General features: G+C 44.6%; 19 protein-coding genes and 1 pseudogene. 10 read left to right on the forward strand and 10 right to left on the reverse strand.

The genetic code is table 11. The features are described from left to right. Window positions 1-18 precede the first annotated feature (18 nt). The 3 genes from MHB62_RS11685 (at window position 19) to MHB62_RS11695 (ending at window position 2229) form a co-directional block, all read left to right on the forward strand. Window positions 19-225, forward strand: coding sequence for a YqzH family protein (locus MHB62_RS11685; protein ID WP_004398642.1), 207 nt, complete (start codon window positions 19-21; stop codon window positions 223-225). 562 nt (window positions 226-787) lie between these two features. Next, on the forward strand, window positions 788-2041 hold the full coding sequence (locus tag MHB62_RS11690) for an MFS transporter (protein ID WP_032722067.1): 1254 nt from the start codon (window positions 788-790) through the stop codon (window positions 2039-2041). 29 nt (window positions 2042-2070) lie between these two features. After that, on the forward strand, window positions 2071-2229 hold the full coding sequence (locus MHB62_RS11695; RefSeq protein WP_014477259.1) for a hypothetical protein: 159 nt from the start codon (window positions 2071-2073) through the stop codon (window positions 2227-2229). Here MHB62_RS11695 and MHB62_RS11700 read toward each other — a convergent pair. The 5 genes from MHB62_RS11700 to MHB62_RS11720 form a co-directional block, all read right to left on the reverse strand. Beyond that, window positions 2226-2612 (reverse strand): VOC family protein, encoded by a 387-nt coding sequence (locus MHB62_RS11700; RefSeq protein WP_080287617.1) that lies wholly within the window; start codon window positions 2610-2612, stop codon window positions 2226-2228. The two genes, MHB62_RS11695 and MHB62_RS11700, sit on opposite strands and share 4 nt — an antisense overlap. Before the next feature lie 4 nt (window positions 2613-2616). Then, window positions 2617-3576, reverse strand: a complete 960-nt coding sequence (coaA, locus tag MHB62_RS11705; RefSeq protein WP_014480189.1) for a type I pantothenate kinase — start codon at window positions 3574-3576, stop codon at window positions 2617-2619. Window positions 3577-3647: 71 nt separating this feature from the next. After that, window positions 3648-4994 (reverse strand): D-serine ammonia-lyase, encoded by a 1347-nt coding sequence (gene dsdA / locus MHB62_RS11710; RefSeq protein WP_032722071.1) that lies wholly within the window; start codon window positions 4992-4994, stop codon window positions 3648-3650. A 75-nt stretch (window positions 4995-5069) separates the two neighbouring features. After that, on the reverse strand, window positions 5070-5849 hold the full coding sequence (locus MHB62_RS11715; protein ID WP_032722073.1) for an SDR family oxidoreductase: 780 nt from the start codon (window positions 5847-5849) through the stop codon (window positions 5070-5072). Window positions 5850-5854: 5 nt separating this feature from the next. Next, window positions 5855-6814, reverse strand: coding sequence for an MBL fold metallo-hydrolase (locus MHB62_RS11720; RefSeq protein ID WP_032722075.1), 960 nt, complete (start codon window positions 6812-6814; stop codon window positions 5855-5857). 404 nt (window positions 6815-7218) lie between these two features. On the opposite strand from MHB62_RS11720, the gene proC reads away from it, so the two are divergent. Continuing rightward, a complete protein-coding gene (proC, locus tag MHB62_RS11725) occupies window positions 7219-8055 on the forward strand; it encodes a pyrroline-5-carboxylate reductase (protein WP_004398788.1) in 837 nt (278 codons plus the stop codon). 40 nt (window positions 8056-8095) lie between these two features. On the opposite strand, the gene MHB62_RS11730 is transcribed toward proC, so the two are convergent. Beyond that, on the reverse strand, window positions 8096-9739 hold the full coding sequence (locus tag MHB62_RS11730) for a M20/M25/M40 family metallo-hydrolase (protein ID WP_004398867.1): 1644 nt from the start codon (window positions 9737-9739) through the stop codon (window positions 8096-8098). 171 nt (window positions 9740-9910) lie between these two features. On the opposite strand from MHB62_RS11730, the gene namA reads away from it, so the two are divergent. Both namA and MHB62_RS11740 read left to right on the forward strand, forming a co-directional pair. Beyond that, window positions 9911-10927 (forward strand): NADPH dehydrogenase NamA, encoded by a 1017-nt coding sequence (gene namA / locus MHB62_RS11735; protein ID WP_003230377.1) that lies wholly within the window; start codon window positions 9911-9913, stop codon window positions 10925-10927. Window positions 10928-11036: 109 nt separating this feature from the next. Beyond that, window positions 11037-11798 (forward strand): alpha/beta fold hydrolase, encoded by a 762-nt coding sequence (locus tag MHB62_RS11740; protein ID WP_003230373.1) that lies wholly within the window; start codon window positions 11037-11039, stop codon window positions 11796-11798. A gap of 43 nt (window positions 11799-11841) precedes the next feature. On the opposite strand, the pseudogene rpmG reads toward MHB62_RS11740, so the two are convergent. Further along, window positions 11842-11992 (reverse strand): annotated as a pseudogene (gene rpmG, locus MHB62_RS11745) (50S ribosomal protein L33). 81 nt (window positions 11993-12073) lie between these two features. Then, on the reverse strand, window positions 12074-12997 hold the full coding sequence (gene rnz / locus MHB62_RS11750) for a ribonuclease Z (protein WP_004398681.1): 924 nt from the start codon (window positions 12995-12997) through the stop codon (window positions 12074-12076). Between the two features lie 226 nt (window positions 12998-13223). Between rnz and zwf the strand changes: the two genes are divergently transcribed. After that, window positions 13224-14693 carry a glucose-6-phosphate dehydrogenase gene (zwf, locus tag MHB62_RS11755; RefSeq protein ID WP_014480196.1) on the forward strand — a complete coding sequence of 490 codons (1470 nt, stop codon included), beginning with the start codon at window positions 13224-13226 and terminating at the stop codon, window positions 14691-14693. A 124-nt stretch (window positions 14694-14817) separates the two neighbouring features. On the opposite strand, the gene gndA is transcribed toward zwf, so the two are convergent. Together gndA and MHB62_RS11765 are read right to left on the reverse strand one after the other, a co-directional pair. Next, on the reverse strand, window positions 14818-16227 hold the full coding sequence (gene gndA / locus MHB62_RS11760; RefSeq protein ID WP_003230365.1) for an NADP-dependent phosphogluconate dehydrogenase: 1410 nt from the start codon (window positions 16225-16227) through the stop codon (window positions 14818-14820). A gap of 109 nt (window positions 16228-16336) precedes the next feature. Further along, on the reverse strand, window positions 16337-17581 hold the full coding sequence (locus tag MHB62_RS11765) for a DNA polymerase IV (protein WP_004398755.1): 1245 nt from the start codon (window positions 17579-17581) through the stop codon (window positions 16337-16339). Between the two features lie 72 nt (window positions 17582-17653). Here MHB62_RS11765 and mifM point away from each other — a divergent pair, with 72 nt between their 5' ends. From mifM to MHB62_RS11780, 3 genes are all read left to right on the forward strand, one after another. Continuing rightward, complete coding sequence (gene mifM, locus MHB62_RS11770; RefSeq protein WP_010886563.1) at window positions 17654-17941, forward strand: membrane protein insertion/folding monitor MifM; 288 nt, start codon at window positions 17654-17656, stop codon at window positions 17939-17941. Window positions 17942-17971: 30 nt separating this feature from the next. Further along, window positions 17972-18799 (forward strand): membrane protein insertase YidC, encoded by an 828-nt coding sequence (locus MHB62_RS11775; RefSeq protein WP_003230359.1) that lies wholly within the window; start codon window positions 17972-17974, stop codon window positions 18797-18799. A 181-nt stretch (window positions 18800-18980) separates the two neighbouring features. Further along, window positions 18981-19709, forward strand: a complete 729-nt coding sequence (locus MHB62_RS11780; RefSeq protein WP_003230354.1) for a YqjF family protein — start codon at window positions 18981-18983, stop codon at window positions 19707-19709. Window positions 19710-19731: the final 22 nt, after the last annotated feature.

Below are 19731 nucleotides of genomic sequence, written 5' to 3' on the forward strand. Positions count from 1 at the left end.
AAGGATAGGAGAGTCATGATGGAGAAATTTGTCGAAAAAATGCTGGGACAGGCATTGCGTCAATACGGCAGAAACGTTGCTATAGATCCGTTAAGCCCGTATGAAAAACAAAGCCTGAAAGCGGCTCTACAAGAGAGACGGAATGAAGAACCGGATGAGGATCTGCATGCGCATATAGAAGATATCATTTATGACTATGTCACAAACCAAGGCCTGTTCTCTTAAACGCATGACTGTCAGTTCGTTCAGCCGCTGATGCGGCTTCCCTTTGAAAACACCGCCCGAAACAAATAAACAGTTTCAGGCTCACAGAAAAAAGCAGGATTTTCTCACGCTCCATAGATTCATATGGCCTGGCATAAAATTCCCCTCAGTGCTCGCGCAAAACGGAATAAGCTGTCCATGATCACGCGTATACACTTTTTCGAAGAGATGTGCTCTCTTGTTCTGTCATGCGGCCCATGCCGGTTTTCAGCGTACATCTTGATCTCATAGCCGGTTTCACTGCCGATATGATCCACGTTCTGGCGGCTTAAACTAACACACCCTCACTGACCAATCGCTTTGCTTTTCATCGGACATCCCGTCATTTTCCTTCTGTCATCACCTTCAATTTCAAAATGTAAACTCCGTCAGCCACACGCATCCTCAACGCATAGTATATTGCCATCCATACAATCAGGCATACTACATGTCAAAAACGAAATATTTTGAATGATCTATTGGAGAAGGAAATTTTTTCATATATGATAGAGGAAGATCTTACATACAGGAGAGAATATAATTCATGAAGAAATGGAAAGATATCCACCCGATCAGCTGGACAATTATAATCGGAACCATTTTCGGCAGAATGGCAACATCGATGAGCATTCCTTTTTTAGCGATTTATTTGACAGCCGTCCAAGGCGCATCAGCTTCCTATGCAGGGCTGGTCATTGCCGCGAGCTCATCAGTCGGCATCCTCGCAAGCTTTTACGGCGGATATATCTCAGATAAATTCGGCAGAAAAAACATGATGCTTGTATCGATTTTCGGATGGATGCTGGTATTTGCAGGCTTTGCGGCGGCATCTCATCTCTGGGTGTTTTTTGTAGTTAACGCATTAAACGGTCTTTGCAAATCACTGTTTGAGCCCGCTTCAAAGGCCTTGCTGTCTGATATGACAGAAGAAAAAACGAGACTGCTAGTTTTTAATTTACGCTATGCAGCTATTAATATCGGCGTTGTCTTCGGACCTGTGCTTGGCCTATATTTCGGCTCATCGCAATCGACTACGTCCTTTTTGGTGCCTGCAGTCATTTACGGACTATACGGAATTGTGCTTGCCCTCCAATTTAAAAAACATCCATCCTTATCAGCACCAGCCCAATCCCGAAATATGAGCGTGCGGGAAGCGTTTATGGTCACGCAAAAGGATTATCTTTTTACCATTGCTTTGGTCGGCATTACGCTATGCACCTTCGGCTACTCACAATTGAGTTCCACATTCCCTCAGTATATGGCGCAGAGCCCCTTGATCGGCAATGGAACGAAGCTGTATGGGCTGATGCTGACATTAAACGCAATCGTTGTGTTGGCGACGCAATTTCCCATTGTCCATTTTGCAAAACGGTTTTCGCCGCTTTGTTCTCTGATGCTCGGTAATGTGATGGTTAGTATCAGCATGGCCATTTTCACCGTATCGCACGGTGTTCCATCAATTGTGATGATTGTCATCACATTTACAATCGGCGAAGTTCTTTTATTCTCTATGATGGATTTGTATGTAGACCAGATTGCAAAACCAGGATTAAAAGGCACTTATTTCGGGGCAATCGGTTTTTCACAGCTCGGAAACGTCATCGGCCCTTGGGTCGGGGGGATATGTATAGACTTGTTTGGCGCTGGCCGGCCGATTTATATTTTTTCTGTCCTGAGCGGCATTACCCTGCTCGGCCTGCCATTTTTAGGGTTCGCCTATCGGCAAATGAAAACAGAGACCACAAAACACCGTTCCCGTCTGGAAAAGCCGCTTTACATAAAAAACGGAAGAGAATGAAACTCTCCCGCAAACATGAGGTGAAGAACATGAATATAGGTGATGTGATGTTTCAGCTGTTTGTATTTATTATATTTGCCGCTGTCATCTTTGCGGCTGTTACAGGCTTCAAGTATGCGAAAAACCGAAAAGCGCAGCTGGATCGCATTGAGAAAAAGCTGAACAGCCTGTCCGAAGATCACGATTAACAGCTTGGGGCAACGAGCTCTACCTTAATCCGGTCCGGATCCTCACAATAGACTGCATAATGCCCGTCTCCTCCGGCAAAAGGATGCCTGTCTCGGTACAACACACGATAACCTTTTGCCGTCAATTTTTCAGTCATCTGATCGACTTGAAGCTTGGATTCAGCATGAAATGCGAGATGGTTCAGACCGACTCGGCATCTATGGTATTCCGGCTCTAGAAATGGCTCTTTCGCCTGCACAATCACTAGGTAAAAACGATCTTTCTTCCAGCTGATGCCTGAGCTCCATTTTTGATACTCTTTATAGCCAAGTTCTTTTAAGAACCAGCCCCAAAACCGCCTAGACGCCTCCAAATCAGAGACATACAGTTCAATATGATGCACAATTTCATACCCTCCTTACCAGCACTTCCTCGACCTTATGCCCGTCTCCCTTACGCAAAATGAGATCTGACCTGAATTTAGTCGGCAAAATATTTTCATATAAATTCGGCCGGTTGACACTCTCCCAAATCGAGGCTGCCATCTCGTCAGCCTCCTGATCAGACAAGTCTTTGAATTTATGAAAATATGAATCAGGATTTTGAAAAGCTGTTTCCCGAAGCAGGCGAAAACGCTCTAAATACCAAGTGAAAATCCGGCTTTCCTCCGCATCCACATAAATCGAAAAATCAAAGAAATCGGAAACAAAAATACGCGGGTTTTCCCGGTCATCCTCCAAGGTGGGCGACTGAAGAACATTAATGCCTTCAATAATCACAATATCCGCCTGTTCTACAACCTCGAACACACCTTCCTCGCGGTCATAGGTTAGATGGGAATACACCGGGGCCTTTACGCTGTCCTTTCCTGATTTTAAGTCATTCAAAAATTCGAGCAGCGCCTTTACATCATAGCTTTCAGGAAACCCTTTTCTAGACATCATATTTTTCTTTTTCAGCTCGGCAGTAGGAAATAAAAAACCATCTGTCGTGATAAGGCTCACTTTTGGACGGTCAGGCAAACGCGAAAGCAGCTTCTGCAAGATCCGCGCCGTCGTGCTTTTTCCGACTGCGACACTGCCGGCAATGCCGATAATAAACGGAATTTTGGCTGAATGTGGGTGCTTCAAAAAAACATTGACATGCTTATTGCGTTCAGCCGCAGACTTGACATGCAAATGAAGCAAGCGAACAAGCGGAATATAGATTGTTTCCACTTCTTCAACAGATAAATAATCATTCAATCCTTCCACAGCTTTTGCCTCTTCTTCAGATACAGCAATCGACAAATGCCCCCCAAAACCAGACCAAGACGCCCGATTGTGCTGTGTATATAAAGTATGTAGGTTAAGTTCTTTATTTTTCACTGTTTACACCTGACTCTCTGTAGGTTAAAACCCTTACAAAGATTGTAACGGAAAACCTTTTCACTGTCTGCTTATTTTTCATTTCGTTTTTTTAGCAAATCAGCACCAATTCGGTTATACGCAGCCATTTCATCTTTTGGAACCATGCTTCCTCCCGTTCCCCAGACGACATGTACGGCATGTTCCATCTTATATTTCTGACCATAGCGCCTTCCCTCTTCTGTCGAAAAAAGCTGAACCGGCCCGAACATGCCCGCAAGAGCAGAGGGCTCTAAATATTTATCTTCAGATACAGCCAGCATATGAAGCAAAGTATAAAGCGTATTGTCCTCTACCGTATAACAGCCGCTCAGAAGCGGTTCAATCAGCTTGCCGACAAATCCTGACGGCCTCCCTACGGCAAGTCCGTCAGCAGCAGTCTGATTATCCAGGCCGATATCCTGGACGGAGATCTTCTGGTGAAGTCCTGAATAAAGCCCTAACAGCATACAAGGTGAATGAGTTGGTTCTGCGAAAAACACATGAACATCATCTCCGTATAAAAGCTTCAGCCCAAATGCTACACCGCCCGGTCCTCCGCCGACTCCGCACGGCAGATACACAAACAAAGGCTTCTCAAGACTTGGCTTTATATTCATACAGTCAAGTTGTGTTTTTAATCGGCTTGCAGCAACAGCATATCCTAAGAACAGCTGACGAGAATGTTCATCATCAATAAAATAACAGAATGGATCTTGTTCCGCCTGCCGTCTCCCTTCGTTGACCGCTTCGCTGTAATCTGTTTCGTACTCCATAACAGTGACTCCCTTTTGGCGGAGGAGATCCTTTTTCCACTGCTTAGCATCGGCGGACATATGCACTGTCACGCGAAACCCGAGTGCCGCGCCGATGATGCCGATGCTTAAACCCAGATTTCCTGTCGAACCGACAGCAATCGAATAGCGGGAGAAAAACCCGGTAAACCGCTCTTCCTGTAAGATGCGGTAATCATCGGTTTCCCGAAGCATTCCTTCTTGAAGCGCGAGATTTTCAGCATGCTTTAACACTTCATAAATCCCGCCCCTCGCTTTAATCGATCCTGAAATCGGAAGCTCATGGTCGCACTTTAAAAGCCATCTTCCCGGAAATGGCTGCTGATATGCCGCTTCCAGCTTTTCCTTCATATGCTGAACCTCAAAAAGCGGAGACTCGATGATTCCTTTAGCGCCTTTCGTCTCAGGAAACACCTCGGCAATGTAAGGTGCAAACCGCCGCATTCTTTTTTCCGCTTCCGCTATCTCGGTTGTCCACTCATCTGCACGGGGTAATGGCCCCTCTTTCTTGCCTGAATTTGCCCAGAATACAGGCTCTGCATCAATCAGTTTCTGAATAAACGGATCTTTAAGCAGAGCATGAAGGACTTCTGAATGAACTGACATTCAACAATCTCTCCCTTCCACTATCAAAAACTGCCCCGTGAGAAACAAGCCACTCCACTACAGGCAGTTCCATCATTATTTTTTCATGAGCGCGCGTCCTGCCAGCTTTTCTACAAGAGCTGGAAACAGCTGATACAGCTTAGTGCCGGCATTCATTAAACGCGGAAGATTGATCTCCCGCTTGTTCGTAAAAATTGCAGCTGTAATTTGAGCTGCTACGTCATCAGGATCAAGCATCCAGCGGCCGACATTTTTGGCGTAGTCCCCGCCTTTATCAGCAATGGAAAAAAAGTCCGTCTGAATCGGTCCCGGGTTGACTGTTGTCACATAAATGCCGGTTCCCGAAAGCTCCATCCGCAAAGCGTTTGAGTAACCTAACACGGCATGCTTGGTCGCGGAATACAGGCTCGACTTCGGTGTTGCGATTTTCCCCGCTTGAGAGGCGATATTGATGATATGGCCCTTTTTTTGCTCAAGCATTTGCGGAAGCACCGCTTTTGTACAGGCGATCAGGCCGAAGACATTCACATCAAACATCGCTTTCATGTCATCCAATGTAGAGTCTAAAACCGTTTCAAATATACCGAAGCCTGCATTGTTAATCAGTACATCAATCGAGCCGATCTGATCGCGGACCCGGGCGATATCCTCTAGGCGGCCGACATCCAGAGGAAAAATCTCACACTGTCCGCTCCATTCCTCGGTTATTTTCCTTTTGATTTCTATCAAACGATCCTCGCGTCTAGCAGACAGCAGGACATGGGCTCCTTCAGCCGCGCATAAGTATGCGATTCTTTCTCCAAGCCCTCCTGAAGCGCCGGTTATCCAAATCCTTTTTCCCGCTATATGTTTCACCCATTTCACCTCTTCATTGTTTTAAAGTATGCGGTATTTCCTTCCCAATATGACGTGATGGCTTCTTCAGCCTCCAACACATCAAGGTGACCTGCCGTTTCTGACATCGTTAAAAACAATTCCTTTTCATATACAGCAGGAAAAAGCTGCTGACAGACCTGAAAAGCGGTCATCGGCTTTTCATCCAGCATGCGACGCACATCCTCCGTCCTGTTCCTCTGCTTGTCAAAACGCTTCTCAATCAGCGCTTGTACACTGGTGATAGGCTCGCCGTGACCAGGAAATACGATTGTTGGATCAAGTTGAGACAGCCTTCGCAATGACCGCTGATAATCCACTAAAGGCTTTGACCTAACGTCTCCCGCTTTCGGCGCTTCCAAAATCGGATTAGACGAGCTGTTTGCCAGCAGTAGATCGCCGCCAAGCATCCTTCCGCTTTTTTCATGGAACAGAACGATATGCGATTCAGCATGTCCAGGCATCTCCAACACAGACCAGCCCTCAAGCCCATCTATGCCCATACCTTCTCTGATTGATTTTGTCAGAGATCTCGTACAGGAAAATGCGTACGCTGATCGAATCAGCTTTTCCGCCTTCCCCGTATCAAATGGAACGCCTAATTCAGGCAGCAGCTTTTGAAAAAAACGTTTTTGCCAATCCATAAAGGCTTGATTTTGGCTGATATAAGGTTCGTTGAATGTATGCCCAATCACTTCGATTTCATCTGAAAAGACATCAAGCAAGCCTGCATGATCAGCATGATGGTGAGTCAGTACAACCTGCTCGATATCTGACAATTTCACATTTACAGCGGCAAGCTGCTCTTGTAAGGCTCTGGCAGCCTCTTTTGTATTCGGCCCGGCATCGATAAGTGTCAGCGCATCACCTTTTACGAGGTAAACGATAACATCGCCGACAGCAAACGGTGTCGGGACGCGGATCGCAATTACATCTTCAGTTGTCATCCTTTCGCTCCTTGTCTTCATTCATTATTCATATTTTAGCTTTTTCTCGGTCTTGTGTCATTATTGCAGAATGAGAACAAACCTTTTTGAAAAAGCTATTGACATTAGCTTGTCCGCCATTGCATAATGAACAACAAACTAAAACGAGAACCATTGGAACGCTATGACGAGGAATAGTATACAAGGCAATGGCCTAAGAGAGCGATACCCCCGGCTGAAAGGTGTTGCGGCCCGCTTGTTTGTAGAACCTGCCCTCAAGTCGCGGTTAGGAAAACCTAAACGTTTCCCGCGTTACGGGGATTTGAGCTGAGCACAATTTGTGCTAATGAGGGTGGTACCGCGAACCTTTTCGTCCTTTACGTGATGAAAAGGTTTTTTGTTGTTCTAATAGAAGGAGGATATCAATGAAAAAGATAGGATTTGTCGGCGCCGGGTCAATGGCAGAAGCAATGATCAACGGCATTTTGCAAAGCGGCATCACAAAACCAGAACATATCTATATTACAAATCGCTCAAATGACGAGCGTCTGATTGAATTAAAGGAAACGTACAGCGTGCGTCCATGCAGAGATAAAAATGAGTTTTTCACTCACACCGATATCATTATCCTCGCTTTCAAACCGAAAGACGCGGCGGAAAGCATCGACAGCATCCGGCCGTATATCAAGGACCAGCTTGTCATTTCAGTACTTGCAGGCCTTACCATCGAAACCATTCAGCATTATTTTGGCAGAAAGCTCGCGGTCATTCGCGTCATGCCTAATACATCAGCGGCAATCAGAAAATCAGCAACCGGATTTTCCGTAAGCACGGAAGCAAGCAAGAATGATATTATTGCCGCAAAAGCTCTATTGGAAACAATCGGTGATGCAACACTGGTTGAGGAGCGGCATCTTGACGCTGTCACTGCAATCGCAGGCAGCGGCCCGGCCTATGTGTATCGTTATATTGAGGCGATGGAAAAAGCAGCACAAAAAGTAGGATTAGATAAAGAAACGGCAAAAGCACTCATTTTGCAGACAATGGCAGGGGCAACAGATATGCTCCTCCAAAGCGGCAAACAGCCGGAAAAGCTGCGTAAAGAAATCACCAGTCCTGGGGGCACTACAGAGGCAGGTCTTCGCGCTTTACAGGACTCCCGCTTTGAAGAAGCAATTATTCACTGTATTGAAGAAACAGCTAAACGGAGCGCAGAAATCAAAGAACAGTTTGCCGGTGCCGCCTTAGAGAGACATTCTTAGATGTAAGGACAAAAACAGAAGGCACAGTGCCTTCTGTTTTTTATTTTTCCCGCAGCAGCTGGCCGGCAGATTCTGATTGCTTTAATAGCGCGGAGATCGTAAATGAAAGCAAATCGGGAAGCACTTCAAAGGAATAAGGCATATACAATCTTTCCGTCCATTTATGCGGGTCTTTACCAGCCGGACCGACATTTAAAACTGGGACATATAAAGCCTGATTTTTACCGCTTGGCAATGAATACCCTCTGTTAAAGAGCGGCATATTGCTTGTGTATGCATCAACCTCCTGTTTTTCCAGCTGAAGATAACTCAAGTCCGAAAGTCCGGGGAAGTACTGAACCTCCCGTAATGCAATGCCGTATCGCTCAGCCGCATAATGCTTTATCTGATCTGCTGTATTTCTGATCAATTGATCATCCTTTGAAGAAACAGCTGGATAAAGCGGCGGACTATAAAACAGAACGATGAGCGGCGCATCCTCCTTACAAAGCGAAGCAAGCTCAGAAACAATTTTCGTCGAAAAATCCCTGTCTCCAAGCTCCCCCCTGTTAGCAAAGGCATAATTTAGAGCCCGCTCTGTTTCCGAGATCCCCGCACGCTTTTTTGCACGCGAGACCAGCTCATCAAATGTCAAAACAGTGACGTCCCGCTCAATCGGCTGAAATGGCTCAAATTGTTGAAAATCCTGTGTTTTCTTCCGAACGTTCGACATGATTTCCTCCGCCGCCTGTTCTGCTGTTTTAAGCAGCATCTGATGCAGCTCACTAGCTGAGCGTTTCATTGACAGCACATTAAATAATGTGACGGCTGTATGCGGTGTCTGGACTGAATATGCCTCTTTCAAGTCCTTTTGCATTAAGTTTACCGGCGGCGGAGTGACCTCGCCATCAACCTTTTCGCAATAATCAGCATTCAGTTCAAGCAAACGGTTAATCTCAGATACCATTAAATTTGCGTTTAGACCTGAAAACGGCTCTCCAACATGTGTCTCAATCCCCTTGCAGAAAAAACCCGCAAGCACCTTGCCAATGCTTCCTGTATAAAAATATTGCTGCTGATCGCCGGGAAATTTTTCAAACATCGGTTCGGCATTCAGGCAAGCGGTTAATGTGATATCATGCTTTTTCTCCATCTCCTTCAATGCAGGAACCGCTTCAATCATGCCTCTTGAATTCACTTCCTCGTCCGGAACCGTTATCAACAGCAGATTGCCCTCAAAATGCCCGTTCATTGCCCTCTCCAGCATCGACAGTTGAATACAAAGCCCCGCTTTCATATCCATCGTCCCTCTTCCGAACAGCCAGTCTCCGCTTTCGGCATCTCTTCTCACACGTTCCGGGAGCAGCTCTTTTTTCTCTAAAAAGGAGCTCAAAAGCTCAGCAGGCTTGCAAGCCATATGTTTAAATTCGCCGTAATCTTCTATGTCAACGACATCAAAATGACTCAGCAGAAGCACTGTCTTTTTGACATTCTTCTTTTTGACTAGAGCCGTAAGAAAAGATCTGCCATCGTCCATCGGATGAAGTGTTACATCATCAGGGTGCTTTTGAAAATAGGGCTTGTCCTTCAAAATAAAATAAAGATACTCTGCAAGCGCTACCTCGCCCTTTGAACCGGTGATGCTTTCGTATTGCACAAGAGAAGTTAAAAGTGCCAGCAATTCGTCCTTCGTCTGCCAATTCATTGATTCCGCCCCTCCTATGAATAAAAATGCTTCTATACTGAAAAATAAACTGATTTCTCGTCTATTATACAGAAATGTTTGACAAAAGCGGTTCATTTGAGCAGTTTATATGACGGGAAAGAAATGACTTGATATAATCAATCTCTAAAAACCTTACGGGAGGCGAAAGAAATGGCCAGAAAATTATTTACACCTATTACAATTAAAGATATGACGTTAAAAAACCGCATTGTCATGTCGCCAATGTGCATGTATTCTTCTCATGAAAAGGACGGAAAATTAACACCGTTCCACATGGCACATTACATATCGCGCGCAATCGGCCAGGTCGGACTGATTATTGTAGAGGCGTCAGCGGTTAACCCTCAAGGACGAATCACTGACCAAGACTTAGGCATTTGGAGCGACGAGCATATTGAAGGCTTTGCAAAACTGACTGAGCAGGTCAAAGAACAAGGTTCAAAAATCGGCATTCAGCTTGCCCATGCCGGACGTAAAGCTGAGCTTGAAGGAGATATCTTCGCTCCATCGGCGATTGCGTTTGACGAACAATCAGCAACACCTGTAGAAATGTCAGCAGAAAAAGTAAAAGAAACGGTCCAGGAGTTCAAGCAAGCGGCTGCCCGCGCAAAAGAAGCCGGCTTTGATGTGATTGAAATTCATGCGGCGCACGGATATTTAATTCATGAATTTTTGTCTCCGCTTTCCAACCATCGAACAGATGAATATGGCGGCTCACCTGAAAACCGCTATCGTTTCTTGAGAGAGATCATTGATGAAGTCAAACAAGTATGGGACGGTCCTTTATTTGTCCGTGTATCTGCTTCTGACTACACTGATAAAGGCTTAGACATTGCCGATCACATCGGTTTTGCAAAATGGATGAAGGAGCAGGGTGTTGACTTAATTGACTGCAGCTCAGGCGCCCTTGTTCACGCAGACATTAACGTATTCCCTGGCTATCAGGTCAGCTTCGCTGAGAAAATCCGTGAACAGGCGGACATGGCTACTGGTGCCGTCGGCATGATTACAGACGGTTCAATGGCTGAAGAAATTCTGCAAAACGGACGTGCCGACCTCATCTTTATCGGCAGAGAGCTTTTGCGGGATCCATTTTTTGCAAGAACTGCTGCGAAACAGCTCAATACAGAGATTCCGGCCCCTGTTCAATACGAAAGAGGCTGGTAATGCCCATAAGAGATATCCTGTAGAGGATATCTCTTTTTTTATTTTTAGAGAAACGATCGGCTAAGGTTCTCCGTCTCCCTAGTAGAACCAATTAGAGGAGATGACTCCAATGAAATCAGCTTGGATGGAAAAGACATATACAATTGACGGATGTGCGTTTCATACACAGCACCGGAAAGGATCAAGCGGTGTAACGATTGTCTTTGAGGCCGGCTATGGTACTTCTTCTGAGACGTGGAAACCATTAATGGCGGACATTGATGATGAATTTGGCATTTTCACATATGATCGGGCAGGCATAGGAAAAAGCGGGCAAAGCAGAGCTAAACGAACAGCTGATCAACAAGTGAAAGAATTGGAGAGTTTGCTTAAAGCAGCTGATGTAAAACCTCCTTATTTGGCTGTTTCACACTCATACGGAGCTGTCATCACCGGTTTATGGGCCTGCAAAAACAAGCATGATATTATCGGCATGGTCCTTCTTGACCCAGCTTTAGGCGATTGCGCCAGCTTTACCTTTATACCCGAAGAAATGCACAAATCACATACGAGAAAGATGATGCTTGAGGGCACACATGCAGAGTTTTCAAAAAGTCTGCAGGAGCTCAAAAAGCGGCAAGTCCACTTAGGAAACATGCCTCTTCTTGTGTTGTCATCAGGAGAACGGACTGAGAAATTCGCTGCTGAACAGGAGTGGCAAAACTTGCACAGCAGCATATTGTCTCTATCTAACCAAAGCGGCTGGATTCAAGCTAAAAACAGCTCCCACAACATCCATCATGATGAACCTCATATCGTTCACTTGGCTATTTATGACGTATGGTGCGCAGCGTGCCAGCAGGCCGCTCCTCTTTACCAGGCAGTCAATTAACGTAAAAAAAGACCGGGCCGTAAGGGATTCCCGGTCTTTTATATTATTTTGTTTCACGGTGAAGGGTATATTTCTTTAAACGCGGTGAATATTTTTTCAGCTCCAAACGGTCTGGATTGGTGCGTTTATTTTTTGTTGTGATGTAATTTCGGTCTCCCGTTTCAGTGCAAAGCTAAAGTAACATTTACTCTCATAATTAACATCTCCTTATAAAACGTAATGATTACGTTTTATTATACAACGTCATCACAAATTGTCAAATAAGAGCTCCGCCTTCAGCCTCGCGGGACGTTTACCTCTAAGAAATCATATGCCGCCACGCTATTGGGGAAAACGTCAACCGCTTCTTTTTGAAGCTCCAAAGAAGCATCTCCCTGATATCTTGCGCTGATATGGGTTAAAATGAGCTGCTTCGCTCTTGCTTCTTTCGCTGTTACAGCCGCTTGTTCCGTTGTACTGTGATAATAATCATAAGCAAGTTTACGGTCTTCCTTAGCAAAGGTTGCTTCATGAACAAGCACATCACAATCCCTCGCAAGCTCTTTTAGTTTGTCACTTACTCTCGTATCACCGGAGAACACAACAGATCTTCCCTTTTTAGGAGGCTCCAGAAAATCATTCCCATTGATGATTCGTCCGTCTTCAAGCGTTACCGTTTCGCCTTTTTTGATTTTCTGATATACAGGTCCGGGCGGGATGTTCATTTCTTTTAATACGTCAGCCTTCAAGGAACCCGGTACGTCTTTTTCCTGCACACGGTACCCGAAGGCTTCCACTCCATGAATAACAGATACCGCTGTGACAATAAACTGATCGTCCTCAAACACGATTCCTTCTTCAATTTCCTGGATCGCAAGCGGATATGTCAAATGGGTTTTCGTGACGGCAAGGCTTGTTTCAATAAACGCCTTGATCCCTTTAGGTCCGTACACTGTCAGCTCGTCCTCTCCGCCTTGAAAGGAACGGCTCCCCAGAAGCCCCGGAAGTCCGTATACATGATCGCCGTGCATGTGTGTAATAAAGATTTTCTCTATTTTACGAGGTTTAATCGTTGTATGTAAAATTTGATGCTGTGTGGCTTCCCCGCAGTCAAAAAGCCATACCGAACGCCTTTCTTCAAGCAATTTTAATGCCACCGACGTTACATTTCTCGCCTTGGCGGGGATGCCGGCTCCCGTCCCTAAAAAAAGTAATTCCACGTTTCCTTCCTCCTACTAGAACCAGATACCTACAAGAATACAGGATCAAGCGGAAAATGTGAATCTTGCCTCTGAAAAGAACAATCCTTTCGTGCTAGAAACATTTTTTCAGCATTCTGCTTAAAAAAGGGCTTAAATGTTTGCTTTCGTTGAATTTTAGATTTAAAATGAAGGAAATATACGGGGTGTACTAAAATAAAGCTTCGAATAAAGTGAGGTACTTTTAGTGAAAACAAACCAACAACCAAAAGCAGTAATTGTCATATTCGGTGCAACTGGAGATTTAGCAAAACGAAAATTGTATCCGTCTATTCACCGTTTATATCAAAACGGACAAATCGGAGAAGAGTTTGCAGTGGTAGGAGTTGGAAGAAGACCTTGGTCTAATGAGGATCTTCGCCAAACTGTTAAAACATCCATTTCCTCATCTGCAGATAAGCATATAGATGATTTCACGTCTCATTTTTACTATCACCCGTTTGACGTGACAAACCCTGGTTCTTATCAAGAGCTAAACGTATTGCTTAACCAGCTGGAAGATACATATCAAATTCCTAACAACAGAATGTTCTACTTGGCAATGGCTCCTGAATTCTTCGGAACGATTGCAAAAACATTAAAATCAGAGGGTGTAACAGCTACAACCGGCTGGTCCCGCCTTGTCATCGAAAAACCGTTCGGCCATGATCTGCCAAGCGCACAGGCATTGAATAAAGAAATCCGCGAAGCATTTACGGAAGATCAAATTTACAGAATCGACCATTATCTAGGCAAACAAATGGTTCAGAACATTGAAGTGATTCGATTTGCCAATGCGATTTTCGAACCGCTTTGGACAAACCGCTACATTTCAAACATTCAAATCACATCTAGCGAATCACTAGGCGTTGAAGACCGCGCAAGATATTACGAAAAATCAGGCGCCCTTCGCGACATGGTGCAAAACCATATTATGCAGATGGTTGCCCTTCTTGCAATGGAGCCGCCTATCAAATTGAACACAGAAGAAATCCGCAGCGAAAAAGTGAAGGTGCTGAGAGCACTGCGTCCTATTGCAAAAGACGAAGTGGATGAATACTTTGTGCGCGGACAATATCAAGCTGGTGAAATTGACGGTGTACCGGTTCCTGCTTATACAGATGAAGATAATGTCGCTCCTGACTCCAATACAGAAACCTTTGTTGCCGGCAAGCTCCTGATCGACAACTTCAGATGGGCTGGTGTTCCATTCTACATCAGAACCGGAAAACGAATGAAAGAAAAGTCCACAAAAATTGTCGTTCAATTTAAGGACATTCCGATGAACCTGTACTACGGTAATGAAAACAACATGAATCCGAACTTGCTTGTCATTCATATTCAGCCTGACGAAGGCATTACGCTTTACTTAAATGCTAAAAAGCTTGGCGGAGCAGCACACGCACAGCCAATCAAACTCGATTATTGCAGCAATTGCAATGACGAGTTGAACACCCCTGAAGCATATGAAAAACTAATTCACGACTGTCTTCTTGGCGATGCAACAAACTTTGCACACTGGGATGAAGTTGCCCTTTCTTGGAGCTTTGTCGACTCTATTTCTGAAACATGGGCAGCAAACAAAACCTTATCTCCTAACTACGAATCAGGCTCAATGGGACCGAAAGTATCTGATGATCTTTTGGCGAAAGACGGCTTACACTGGTGGAATATATAATAAGAAGAAAAAAGCCGAAAATGTTTACAAGCATTTTCGGCTTTTTTGCAGCTGTCACAGAGGTATAGCACTCTCATTAATAACAAAACCCCCGAAGCTCTATAGCTTTGGGGGTTTCTATTGATTACTTCATCCATTCAGTATGGAAGATGCCTTCTTTGTCAGTACGCTCATAAGTATGAGCGCCAAAGTAGTCGCGCTGTGCTTGGATTAAGTTTGCAGGCAGTACGGCTGTGCGGTAGCTGTCATAGTAGGCTAATGCGCTTGAGAATGATGGCACCGGCACACCTTGGGCAACTGCAAGTGAAATCACTTGGCGAAGCGCTCCTTGATAGCTTTCTACAATATTCTTGAAATAGCTGTCAAGAAGCAGGTTGTCAAGCTCAGGCTCGCGATCGTAAGCTTCTTTGATCTTCTGAAGGAATGCCGCGCGAATGATGCAACCACCGCGGAAGATCATAGCGATTTCACCATATTTCAGATCCCAGTTGTATTCTTCAGAAGCAGCTTTCATTTGGGCAAATCCTTGCGCGTATGAACAGATTTTACTCATGAACAACGCTTTTCTGACCGCTTCAATCAGCTCTTCTTTATTTTCTGTAACAGGCTTCACTTCTGGTCCTGAAAGAAGTCCGCTCGCTTTTACACGCTCTTCCTTCATAGCTGAGATAAAGCGTGCGAATACAGATTCAGTAATAATCGGAAGCGGAACGCCTAAGTCAAGTGCGCTTTGGCTTGTCCATTTTCCTGTTCCTTTTTGGCCTGCTTTATCAAGAATCACATCAACAAGCGGTTTGCCTGTCTCTTCGTCTTTTTTTGTGAAGATGTCAGCCGTAATCTCAATCAGGTAGCTATCAAGCTCACCTTTATTCCATTCAGCGAAAACTTCATGAAGCTCATCAGCAGAAAGGCCCAGCACCTGTTTCAGAATGAAATATGATTCAGAGATCAGCTGCATATCTCCGTATTCAATTCCGTTGTGCACCATTTTTACGTAATGGCCGGCGCCGTCCGGACCGATATATGTCGTACAAGGTTCTCCGTCAACTTTTGCAGAAATGGCTTCAAGAATCGGTTTTACAAGCTCATGTGCTTCTTTTTGTCCGCCAGGCATGATAGAAGGTCCTTTAAGCGCTCCTTCTTCTCCGCCGGAAACGCCTGTTCCGATAAAATGAATGCCGCTTTCAGCGAGTTCTTTGTTACGGCGCTGTGTATCTTTATAGTATGTATTACCGCCGTCAATTAAAATATCATCCTTCTCTAGATGAGGAAGAAGAGATTGAATTGTCGCATCTGTTGCAGTTCCCGCTTTAACCATTAATAAGATTTTGCGCGGTGTTTCCAAGGATTGGACAAATTCTTCAATGCTGTAAGTGCCAACAACATTTTTTCCTTTTGCCTCCTGTAAAAACTCCTCAGTTTTACTGCTTGATCTGTTGTAAACAGAAACAGAAAATCCCCGGCTTTCGATATTTAAAGCCAGATTTTTACCCATGACCGCAAGTCCGATAACGCCGATTTGTTGTTTTGACATATTCTAACGTCCCTTCTGCAAACGTTTAATCATTTTAAAATTTAAATTAAAATAAAATGATATTTATAATAAAGAAATTACCATACATTCACCCTTTTTTTCAAGCGATTCAGCTTTTCTTTTCATCTTGAAAAAAATCTTTATTAAAGCTTGTTCCCTTTGTTTTGCTCTCCTCTTTTTTTAACGTTGCCCCTTTTCTGATCAGTTTGGTACCGTACTTTTTATTCAGCTTTTCCATCATCTGCTGAATGGGCTCATCCTTCGCATCTTCATTAAAGCTGAACAAATCGAGCTGTTTATAGGCCTGCTCTTTTTCTACTAAATCCGTTCCGGTAATGCCAAGCAGCCTGACAGGATTTTTATTCCAATGTTTAAAAAAGAGGTGCTCCGCTTCTTTCAAAATGTCATTTTTTTGATCAATCGGGTTTCTCAGCGTAGTGCTTCTTGTGATGGTTCTCCAATCCGCATATCTAATCATAATAAAAAGCTTCGAAGCCATGACTTCCTTGCGCTGTAAACGGTCACTCACAGAAGCGGCAAGCTTTCTAAAAACGCCTAACAGCTCTTCTTCATCACTGGAATCATGGGAAAGTGTCGATGAGTTGCCGACGCTTTTAAATTCGTAAATGCGCTCCGGGTCAACCGGCGCATGGTGAATGCCATTTGCTTTATTTTTAAGGCGCGGACCGTTGATGCCAAGCAGGCGCTTCAGCGAGTGTTCATCAGCTGCAGCTAGCTCTCCGATTGTATGGATGCCGAGTCCCTTCAGTTTTTCCGCTGTCTTTTTGCCGACTCCGTGCATCTCTCCAACAGGAAGCGGCCACAGGATATCGGGCACTTGCCTCTTTCTTAAGATCGTAATTCCAAGCGGTTTTTTCATATCAGACGCCATCTTAGCGAGAAATTTATTCGGTGCAATCCCTATGCTTGACGGGAGCAGCAGCTCTTTTTGCAGCCTGCTTTGGATTTCTTTTGCCGTCTCTAGAGCGCGGCTGCTGTATGGTGTATCGGTCATGTCCATATAGCCTTCGTCGATGGAGACAGGCTCCACTAGGTCAGTATATTCACGAAGAATGGTAAACATCGCTCGTGAAGAGTTTCTATAGCGGTCAAAGTTCGGCGGAAGAACGATGAGCTCAGGACAATGGCGCTTCGCTTGCCAAACCGGCATCGTTGTTTTGACGCCGCGCGCTCTTGCTTCGTAGCTGCATGTTACCACAATGCCCTTTCGCTCCTTTACGTTTCCGGCAACTGCGACCGGCTTTCCCCGGAGAGCCGGATCATATGCCATTTCAACCGACGCATAAAAGCTATTCATATCAATATGGAAAATAATTCGGCTCTTTCCCGGCATAAACAAATCTCCTTTTCGGTCATTAGACAACAGCTTGTACATATAGTAAAATGAAGCTATTGAATGGATGTGATGACAATGTTTGTGGAATCGATAAATGACGTTTTATTCTTAGTCGATTTTTTCACAATTATTCTTCCTGCTCTAACGGCAATCGGGATTGCATTTCTCTTACGGGAGTGCCGTGCGGGCGAGCAATGGAAATCAAAACGAACAGATGAACATCAGACGGTCTTTCACATTAACCGAACAGACTTTCTTATTATTATATATCATCGCATTACAACTTGGATACGTAAAGTCTTCCGCATGAATTCGCCTGTGAACGATGAGGAAGACGCCGGTTCTCTTCTTTTATAAACCGCATTTATAAAAAGGAGGAGAACAAAATTGTTAAAAACATATCAAAAACTTTTGGCTATGGGTATCTTTTTGATCGTATTATGCTCGGGCAATGCTGCATTTGCAGCGACTAATCAGGTGGGAGGCCTCAGCAACGTAGGTTTTTTCCACGATTATTTAATCGAACCGTTTTCCGCTCTGCTTAAGGGTGTTGCCGGGCTGTTTCACGGAGAATACGGACTCTCTATTATCCTCGTAACCATTATTGTGCGTATAGTTGTATTGCCTTTGTTTGTCAATCAGTTCAAAAAACAGCGCATCTTCCAAGAGAAAATGGCCGTTATTAAACCTCAGGTTGACAGTATCCAGGTTAAGTTGAAAAAGACGAAGGACCCGGAAAAGCAAAAAGAGCTGCAAATGGAAATGATGAAGCTGTATCAGGAGCATAATATCAACCCGCTTGCGATGGGCTGTCTTCCAATGCTGATTCAGTCTCCGATTATGATTGGGCTTTATTACGCGATTCGCTCAACACCTGAAATTGCGTCACACTCGTTTCTATGGTTCAGTTTAGGGCAATCTGATATTCTCATGTCCCTTAGTGCAGGGATTATGTATTTTGTCCAAGCCTATATCGCTCAAAAACTGAGCGCGAAATATTCCGCTGTCCCGCAAAACCCTGCGGCACAGCAATCCGCAAAATTGATGGTGTTCATCTTCCCTGTGATGATGACGATTTTCTCGCTTAATGTGCCGGCAGCCCTTCCGCTGTACTGGTTTACAAGCGGACTGTTTTTGACAGTGCAAAACATCGTCCTTCAGATGACGCATCATAAAAGTAAAAAAACAGCCGCTCTTACTGAGTCGGTGAAATAAAAAAGCAACCCCGTGCGAAAAGCCGGGGTTGTTTTTTGTTACTTGCAAAGCATACCGCGCCAAACAGTCTTGTTTATCATGGCTGAAGCAGAAATGGCCATCCTAAAAAATAGCCGTATCGTTTAAAAAGAAGGAAATCGGGAATACCTTTACTCACCTCCAACCGAAAGGAGCATATACGTTGACGGAACGCTTTCAGCAAAAAAATATTTCTGTACCTGATGGAATCTGGATCATGAGACAAACCTGGAATGATGTCTTATTTGCTCACTGGCCTGTTGATGTTTCTATCCTTCGCGCTTTGGTACCGTCCGTTTTAGAATTAGATACATATAACGGGCAAGCTTGGATCAGCATGCTTCCCTTTATGCTCACGAACCTGAGGGCGCGTTATCTTCCTGTCATTCCCGGTGCGCGTGCATTTCCTGAGCTTAACCTCCGCACCTATGTCACGTATAAAGGCAAGCCCGGCATTTATTTTTTTAGCTTAGATGCCGATCATCGTCTGGCGGTCCTTGGCGCTCGCACATTCTTTCATCTGCCTTATTTTTACGCGGATATGAAGTCCGAAAAAAACGGTGATGCCATTGACTATGTCAGCAAGCGGAAAAATGACAAAGAAGCAGCATTCCACGCCGCATACCGGCCCATTTCAGCGCCTTTTACAGCAGAAAAGGATTCGCTCGATTACTGGCTGACAGAACGGTATAGACTCTATACTACCAATCAAAACAAACTCTATTACGAAGACATCCATCATCATCCATGGCTGCTGCAAAACGCCGAAGCGGAAATTTCAGTCAATACGGTGACTGATGCTCACGGCATTACATTGCCAGAGTCAGACCCCTTGCTTCATTATGCTAAAAAACAGGATGTGTTATTTTGGCCGCTTAGGAAATGGAGCTAAAAAAACCTGATGCGGGAAATCG

Origin of the sequence: Bacillus sp. FSL K6-0255 (genome assembly GCF_045040725.1) — a bacterium.
In the GTDB taxonomy this organism is placed as follows: Bacteria; Bacillota; Bacilli; order Bacillales; family Bacillaceae; genus Bacillus; species Bacillus subtilis.

Coding starts and splice junctions, on each gene's coding strand:
- MHB62_RS11690 (WP_032722067.1), top strand. CDS start 788: ATGAAGAAATGGAAAGATATCCACCCGATCAGCTGGACAATTATAATC.
- MHB62_RS11765 (WP_004398755.1), bottom strand. CDS start 17,581: ATGCCGGGAAAGAGCCGAATTATTTTCCATATTGATATGAATAGCTTT.
- MHB62_RS11695 (WP_014477259.1), top strand. CDS start 2,071: ATGAATATAGGTGATGTGATGTTTCAGCTGTTTGTATTTATTATATTT.
- dsdA (WP_032722071.1), bottom strand. CDS start 4,994: ATGTCAGTTCATTCAGAAGTCCTTCATGCTCTGCTTAAAGATCCGTTT.
- MHB62_RS11720 (WP_032722075.1), bottom strand. CDS start 6,814: ATGACAACTGAAGATGTAATTGCGATCCGCGTCCCGACACCGTTTGCT.
- namA (WP_003230377.1), top strand. CDS start 9,911: ATGGCCAGAAAATTATTTACACCTATTACAATTAAAGATATGACGTTA.
- MHB62_RS11685 (WP_004398642.1), top strand. CDS start 19: ATGGAGAAATTTGTCGAAAAAATGCTGGGACAGGCATTGCGTCAATAC.
- MHB62_RS11740 (WP_003230373.1), top strand. CDS start 11,037: ATGAAATCAGCTTGGATGGAAAAGACATATACAATTGACGGATGTGCG.
- mifM (WP_010886563.1), top strand. CDS start 17,654: ATGACAATGTTTGTGGAATCGATAAATGACGTTTTATTCTTAGTCGAT.
- gndA (WP_003230365.1), bottom strand. CDS start 16,227: ATGTCAAAACAACAAATCGGCGTTATCGGACTTGCGGTCATGGGTAAA.
- proC (WP_004398788.1), top strand. CDS start 7,219: ATGAAAAAGATAGGATTTGTCGGCGCCGGGTCAATGGCAGAAGCAATG.
- MHB62_RS11730 (WP_004398867.1), bottom strand. CDS start 9,739: ATGAATTGGCAGACGAAGGACGAATTGCTGGCACTTTTAACTTCTCTT.